Annotated in this window: 6 protein-coding genes; 3 read left to right on the top strand and 3 right to left on the bottom strand. The window is 61.1% G+C overall.

All coding sequences use genetic code 11. From position 1 onward, the window contains the following. The first annotated feature begins 332 nt into the window (after window positions 1-332). Complete coding sequence (gene yihA / locus IBX54_RS10780) at window positions 333-965, top strand: ribosome biogenesis GTP-binding protein YihA/YsxC (RefSeq protein ID WP_296542658.1); 633 nt, start codon at window positions 333-335, stop codon at window positions 963-965. A gap of 23 nt (window positions 966-988) precedes the next feature. Here the strand turns inward: yihA and metK are convergent, their stop codons facing one another. Then, a complete protein-coding gene (gene metK / locus IBX54_RS10775; protein WP_296542657.1) occupies window positions 989-2,170 on the bottom strand; it encodes a methionine adenosyltransferase in 1,182 nt (393 codons plus the stop codon). 189 nt (window positions 2,171-2,359) lie between these two features. Between metK and IBX54_RS10770 the strand changes: the two genes are divergently transcribed. Next, window positions 2,360-3,190 carry a lysophospholipid acyltransferase family protein gene (locus IBX54_RS10770; protein WP_296542656.1) on the top strand — a complete coding sequence of 277 codons (831 nt, stop codon included), beginning with the start codon at window positions 2,360-2,362 and terminating at the stop codon, window positions 3,188-3,190. 21 nt (window positions 3,191-3,211) lie between these two features. Further along, window positions 3,212-4,078 (top strand): lysophospholipid acyltransferase family protein, encoded by an 867-nt coding sequence (locus IBX54_RS10765; protein ID WP_367141832.1) that lies wholly within the window; start codon window positions 3,212-3,214, stop codon window positions 4,076-4,078. 201 nt (window positions 4,079-4,279) lie between these two features. Here the strand turns inward: IBX54_RS10765 and IBX54_RS10760 are convergent, their stop codons facing one another. Both IBX54_RS10760 and IBX54_RS10755 read right to left on the bottom strand, forming a co-directional pair. Beyond that, window positions 4,280-6,505 carry a malate synthase G gene (locus tag IBX54_RS10760; protein WP_296542654.1) on the bottom strand — a complete coding sequence of 742 codons (2,226 nt, stop codon included), beginning with the start codon at window positions 6,503-6,505 and terminating at the stop codon, window positions 4,280-4,282. Window positions 6,506-6,538: 33 nt separating this feature from the next. Next, the coding region (locus tag IBX54_RS10755; protein ID WP_296542653.1) for a haloacid dehalogenase type II at window positions 6,539-7,110 on the bottom strand (572 nt) is incomplete at its 5' end.

Raw genomic sequence — 7,110 nt, 5'->3', positions numbered from 1 at the left:
TGTCCCCGGACTGCATGGACTGCCGCGCTACGCTCGCAGTGACGAAGTCTCTGTTGCGGTATCGGGCCGGATACGGGGGGCTCGCAGTGACGATGTCTTTGTTCAAGGCCCGTGTGCGGTATCGGACCAGGTACGGAGGGCTCGCGATGACGGTGCTCTTTCATGATTTGGGGCATTGCTACGGGTTCATGCAAGTTAGGGGGAAACCCGGCAATTCTACAATGGCGCAATTCAACAGATTGCAACCCATGACAATTCAACCCGGCGCACCTCTTCCAAACGCCTCTGCCGCCAGCGAGGACGCGCTCCAAACGGTGAGCCCGATCGTCGCTTTGGGCTGGCTTCACACCGCCAAATTTCTCACCACCGCGCCGCAACTTCATTTTTTGCCCCCTTTGCAAGTGCCTGAGATTGCGTTTGTGGGCCGCTCCAACGCTGGTAAATCCACTTGCATCAACACGCTGACCCAGCAAAAGCAATTGGCATTTGCCTCGAAAAAACCCGGACGCACCCAGCACATCAACCTGTTTTCCTTGGGCAAGCAGGGCGTGACCGACGCGGTGCTGGCCGACCTGCCCGGTTACGGCTATGCGGCGGTGCCCAAGCAGGACAAAATCCGCTGGCAACAGGTGATGGCCAACTATCTGGTGACGCGCGAAAACCTCAAGGCGATTGTGCTGATGTGCGACCCGCGCCACGGCCTCACCGAACTCGATGAAGTGTTGCTCGATGTGGTGCGTCCACGCGTCGAGGAAGGTCTGAAATTTTTGGTGATTCTGACCAAGGCCGACAAACTCACCCGCGCCGAACAAAGCAAAGCGCTTTCGATCATGCAACTGCAGGCCGGCGGCGGCGAAGTGCGTTTGTTTTCGGCCACCAAACGCCAGGGCGTTGAGGAAGTTGCCACGCTGCTGTGGCAATGGGCCCACCCCGCGCCGCCACAGCCGAGTGAAGCCGGCAACTGATTCGCGGCCAGCTTCAACCGTGATTACAGGCCTGCGGCGTCGCGCAAAGCCTGGGCTTTGTCGGTGCGCTCCCAGCTGAACTCGGGCTCTTCGCGGCCAAAGTGGCCGTAGGCGGCAGTCTTTTCGTAGATCGGGCGCAACAAGTCCAGCATTTGGATGATGCCGCGCGGGCGCAGGTCAAAGTGGCTATCGACCAGCTTGGCGATGTCTTCGTCCGGAATCACCCCGGTGCCTTCGGTGTAGATGGTCACATTCATCGGCTTGGCCACGCCAATGGCGTAGGCCACCTGAATCTGGCATTGCCGCGCCAGACCGGCCGCCACAATGTTTTTGGCCACATAGCGGGCGGCGTAGGTGGCCGAGCGGTCCACTTTCGTCGGGTCTTTGCCACTGAAAGCGCCACCACCGTGCGGGCAGGCGCCGCCATAGGTATCAACAATGATCTTGCGCCCGGTCAGGCCGCAGTCGCCTTGCGGGCCGCCCACCACAAAACGGCCGGTGGGGTTGATCAGGTACTTGGTGTCGGCCGTGAGCCACTCTTTGGGAAGCACCGGCTTGATGATTTCCTCGCGGATGGCCTCATAAAACGCATCGGTCATGCGGTCGCCCAAACTCATCTCAGGCGCATGCTGGCTCGACAGCACCACCGTGTCGATGCTGTGCGGCTTGCCGTCCACATAGCGCATGGTGACCTGGCTCTTGGCATCGGGGCGCAAAAACGGCAGACGGCCATCTTTGCGCAACTGGGCCTGGCGCTCGACCAGACGGTGGGCATAGTAGATGGGCGCAGGCATCAGCTCGGGGGTTTCGTTGCAGGCGTAGCCGAACATCAGGCCCTGGTCGCCAGCGCCGGTGTTGATGTGATCATCAGAGGCGTGGTCCACGCCCTGCGCGATGTCGTTGCTCTGCTTGTCGTAGGCCACCAACACGGCGCAGGCCTTATAGTCAATGCCGTAGTCGGAGTTGTCGTAACCAATGCGTTTGAGCGTGTCGCGCGCAACCTGGATGTAATCGACATTGGCGTTGGTGGTGATTTCACCGGCCAGCATGACCAGGCCGGTGTTACACAGGGTTTCGGCCGCCACGCGCGATTTGGCGTCCTGCTTGAAAACCGCGTCCAGAATTGCGTCAGAGATTTGGTCAGCCACCTTGTCGGGGTGACCCTCGGAAACAGATTCCGAGGTAAATAGAAAGTCGTTCGCCATGATGGAAAGCCCTTTAATAAAGTTAACAACCGGTGCGCGTTGCTTTGGCTTTATTTGGCTTTCAGCGAACGCTTTAGCAGATTTGCCAATGGTTTGACAAGGCACAATGGCACACCTGTTGGGGTGGCTCTTGTGTGTCGCCCTGCAAGTAGTTCCGTAACTCAGCGACATGGGCATTTTATCTCACGCATGATCACCCTTTTCAAATTGTTGTCGGCCTGGCCCTTGTGGCCGCTGCATGGCGCAGGTGTTGTCCTGGGTTGGTTGGTGTTCCTGCTCTCGCCCACTTACCGCCAGCGCTTTTTGGCCAACGCGCAGCAGGCGGGCTTGAATTGGCGGCAATGGCTGGGCGCTGTTGGCGAGGCCGGCAAGATGGTGGCAGAACTGCCGCGTCTGTGGCTGGGTCGCCCGGTACCCGTGCAATGGGAAGGCGCTGATCTTGTGGCAGCGGCACTAGCGCAAGAGCGGGGAGTGGTATTTTTAACGCCCCATCTGGGCTCCTTCGAGATGGCGGCGCAAGCCTATGCACAACGCTTCGGGTACGCGGGCAAGCCAGTGACGGTGCTGTATCGTCCGCCGCGTCAGCCTTGGCTGCGCGCGCTGGTGGCTGAGTCGCGCCAGCGGCCTGGTTTGTTGACGGCACCCACCAGCCTTGCGGGCGTCAAACAGTTGATCAAGGCGCTCAAGCAGGGCGAGGCAGTCGCCTTGTTGCCCGACCAGGTGCCGCCCCAGGGCATGGGCATGATGGCACCATTTTTTGGCCGCGAGGCCTACACCATGACCCTGTCGGTGCGCCTGGTGCAGCAAACCGGAGCCTGCGTGCTGCTGGCCTGGGGCGAGCGCTTGCGCTGGGGGCGCGGCTACCGGTTGCATGTGCAAGCCCTGGCGCCTGAACTGCCGGCTGCGCTGCCCGAGGCGGTCAGTGTCATCAACCACGCCATGGAAAGGCTGGTGTTACATTGCCCGCAACAGTATTTATGGGGCTATGCACGTTACAAGACACCGCGCACCGAGCGCTGAATTTGTCAAAAACCCGGACTTATGGTAACCCGATTTCTCCTTGTCCTGATGCGCGGTTTGGCACCGCTGCCGCTGGCTTGGGTGCGCGCCCTGGGCTGGCTGTTGGGTCAAATTTTGTACGTCGCTGTGAGGTCGCGACGGCACGTGGTTCAGACCAACCTGCAGCTGTGCTTTCCAGCGCTCGACGCGGCCCGCTTGCGCGCCTTGTCGCGCCAGGTCTTTGTGCGTTTTGCCCAGGCTTGGCTCGATCGGGCCTGGCTTTGGCATGGCGCGCCCGACACCGTGCGCGCCCGTCTGAAAATCACCGGTGCGGTCGATGAACTCACAGGCCCGGATCCAGTGGTCATTTTTGCGCCGCACTTTGTCGGCTTGGACGCTGGCGGGACGGCGTTCACGCAACAGTTGTCGCTCCCCATCACCACCATCTACACCAACCAGTCGAACAAGGTGGTCGATGCCTGGATACTGAAAGGCCGCCAGCGCTTTGGTTCCATCAAACTATTTGGCCGGGTCGATGGCGTCAAGGCCATCGTGTCGTCCTTGCGACAGGGCGAGCGACTCTATTTGTTGCCCGACATGAACTTTGGCCCGCATGAATCACTGTTCGTCCCTTTTTATGGCATTAGCGCGGCCACCGTGCCTTCGCTGTCGCGCTTTGCCCGTCTGGGGCGCGCCAAAATTGTCCCCGTGTTGAATCGCATGACACCCCAGGGCTATGAGGTGCAGGTGTTACCGGCCTGGCAAAATTTCCCCACCGATGACCTCAAGGCCGACACGGCGCTCATGAATGCGCGCCTGCAAAGCTATATTGACACCATGCCAGATCAATATTACTGGGTGCACAAACGCTTCAAGGACAGGCCAGCGGGCGAGCCTGCGCTTTATTAGGCGCTTATTAGGCGCTCGGTGCCACAAAATCGGCATAGGGGGCAGCCATTATCGGCTGCGCCACTGCCACACCACCCGGCTGTGATTGACGCTCCACGTTGCCTTCCCACACTTGGTCACCCTCGTGCGGTTGCGCTTCGCTTCGTTCGCTGTGTTCAGCTTGCGGGGGGCTTGCACCTCCAGGACTGCTCTTGAAGCCGCTTATTTGGTCATTGCAGCCGCCTTCACCTTCAGCCGCCAGCCGTGCAGCAGCGGCTCGGTGTAGCCGCTGGGCTGCGCCAGGCCCTTGAAGACCAGGTCGCACGCAGCCTGGTACGCCATCGAGGTATCGAAGTGGCCGGCCATCGGCTTGTAGAGCGGGTCGCCGGCGTTTTGGGCATCGACCACGGCTGCCATGCGCTCGAAGGTTTCCTTCACCTGCGCCTCGGTCACCACGCCATGGTGCAGCCAGTTGGCCATGTGCTGGCTCGAGATGCGCAGCGTGGCGCGGTCTTCCATCAGGGCCACGTTGTGAATGTCGGGCACCTTGGAGCAGCCCACGCCCTGGTCAACCCAGCGCACCACATAGCCCAGAATGCCCTGTGCGTTGTTGTCAAGCTCCTGCTGTTTCTCGGCCGCCGTCCAGTTGGGCGTGGCGGTCACGGGAATGGTCAGCAAGCCCGTCAGCAACGTGTCACGCTCCTTGTCGGCCTTGATTTTTTCCAGTTCTTTTTGCACATCGCTCACCAGCACTTGGTGGTAGTGCAGCGCGTGCAGCGTGGCGCCGGTCGGGCTTGGCACCCAGGCGGTGTTGGCGCCAGCCTTGGGGTGGCCAATTTTTTGCTCCAGCATGGCTTTCATGAGGTCGGGCATGGCCCACATGCCCTTGCCGATTTGCGCCTTGCCGCGCAGGCCGCAGCCCAGGCCGACCAGCACATTGTTGCGCTCGTATGCCTGAATCCAGGCGCTGGTTTTCATGTCGCCTTTGCGGATCATGGGGCCGGCCTGCATGGCGCTGTGCATCTCGTCGCCGGTGCGGTCGAGGAAGCCGGTGTTGATGAAGGCCACGCGGCTGGCGGCCGCGGCAATGCAGGCTTTCAGGTTGACGCTGGTGCGGCGCTCTTCGTCCATGATGCCGAGCTTGACGGTGCTGTCGGGCAGGCCCAGCATGGCTTCGACGCGACCGAACAGTTCGCTGGCAAATGCCACTTCTACGGGGCCGTGCATCTTGGGCTTGACGATATAGACCGAGCCTTTGCGCGAGTTGCGGATGGCGTCCTTTTTGGTTTTGGCCAGGTCGTGCATGGCGATGGTGGTGGTGACCACGGCATCAAGAATGCCCTCGGGAATTTCGCGCACGGTGCCAGCCTTGTCGGTGTACAGCACGGCCGGGTTGGTCATCAGGTGGCCCACGTTGCGCACAAACATCAGCGAGCGGCCGTGCAGGCGCACTGGCTTTTTGCCGTCGGGTGCGGTGTACAGGCGGTCGGCGTTGAGGCCACGGGTGAAGGTTTTGCTGCCCTTGGAGACTTCTTCGGTCAGCGTGCCTTTCAAAATACCGAGCCAGTTGCTGTAGGCCAGCACCTTGTCGTCGGCATCGACGGCAGCCACAGAATCTTCGAGATCGAGAATGGTGCTGAGGGCGGCCTCGAGCACCAGGTCGGACACACCTGCTGCGTCGCTGGCGCCAATGGTGGTGGCGCGGTTGATGATCAGGTCCAGGTGCAGGCCATTGTGTTCAAACAGCACGCTTGAGGGCGCCTTGGCGTCGCCCTGGTACCCGACCAGCTGGCTGGCGTCTGCCAGGCTGGTGTTGCTGCCGTCAGCCAGTTTGATGGCCAGCTTGCCTGCCTTGATGCGGTATTCGACCGAATCGACGTGCGAGCCCTTGCGCAACGGGGCGCAGCGGTCGAGCACGTGGCGCGCATAGGCAATCACCTTGGCGCCGCGCTTGGGGTTGTAGCCGCCTTTTTTACCGACTTTTTCGCAGCCCCTGGCTTCATCGATTGCATCGGTGCCATACAGCGCGTCATACAAAGAGCCCCAGCGCGAGTTGGCGGCGTTGAGCGCGTAACGCGCGTTCAAAATGGGCACCACCAATTGCGGGCCGGCCTGCTTGGCCAGTTCGGCATCAACGTTCGAGGTGGTGATGCGGGCCTTTTTGGGGGGCTCGACCAGGTAGCCGATGCCTTGCAAAAAGCTGCGGTAGGCCGACATGTCGGTGACCGGGCCGGGGTGGGCCTTGTGCCAGGCATCAAGCTCGGTCTGCAGACGGTCGCGCTCGGCCAGCAGCGCGATGTTTTTGGGTGCCAGGTCGGCGACGATGGCGCCAAAGCCTTTCCAGAACTTGGCAGGTGTCACGCCGGTGCCGGGCAGCACCTGGGTTTCAATGAATTGGCACAGATGACTTGCAATTTGCAGGCCGTTCTTGGTGATGCGTTCAGTCATGGTGGTGAGGCTCAGAGTTAAAAATCAGAAAAATCAGGGTTTGAAAAAATCCAGCACGGCGCGCAAATCGGCTCCAGTGCGACTGGGCTGCGTGCCCAGCTCTTCAAAAGGCAAGTGGTAGCGGTTGACCCACAATGTGGTGTAACCGTACCAGGTGGCACCCAGCGCGTCCCAGGCGTTGCAACTGACGAACAGGATGTCACGCGCGGCAAGGCCGGTGGCCTGCTCGCCCAGCGCGTAGGCGGCCGGGTCGGTCTTGTAGGTGCGAATCGGATCAACGCTGATGACGTGATCGAGCAGGCCATCAAAACCCGCCGAGTGCACCGCCGCCTGCAGCATGGCGGCATCGCCATTGCTCAGGATGCCGATCGGAATGCCCTGCGCCTTGAGCTGTTGCAACACGGCCAGGTTTTCCGGGAAAGCGTCCAGGTGCTGATACTGGGCCAGCAGCATCCCGATGGCGGGCTCGTGCGCCAGCAGAAACGCCTCATCCGTCAGGGTTTGCGGGTTGCCCACCACCAGTTTCTTGATGGCATAAATCAGCGCGGCCCGGGTCAGCATGCCAAACGGCTGGTAGTGAGCGCCGTGGTTGCTGGTGGTGACCA

Origin of the sequence: Rhodoferax sp., from assembly GCF_014859475.1 — a bacterium.
In the GTDB taxonomy this organism is placed as follows: Bacteria; Pseudomonadota; Gammaproteobacteria; order Burkholderiales; family Burkholderiaceae_C; genus Rhodoferax.
Note: the sequence above shows the minus strand (reverse complement) of the source record. Positions and strands in the feature narration are given on the sequence as shown.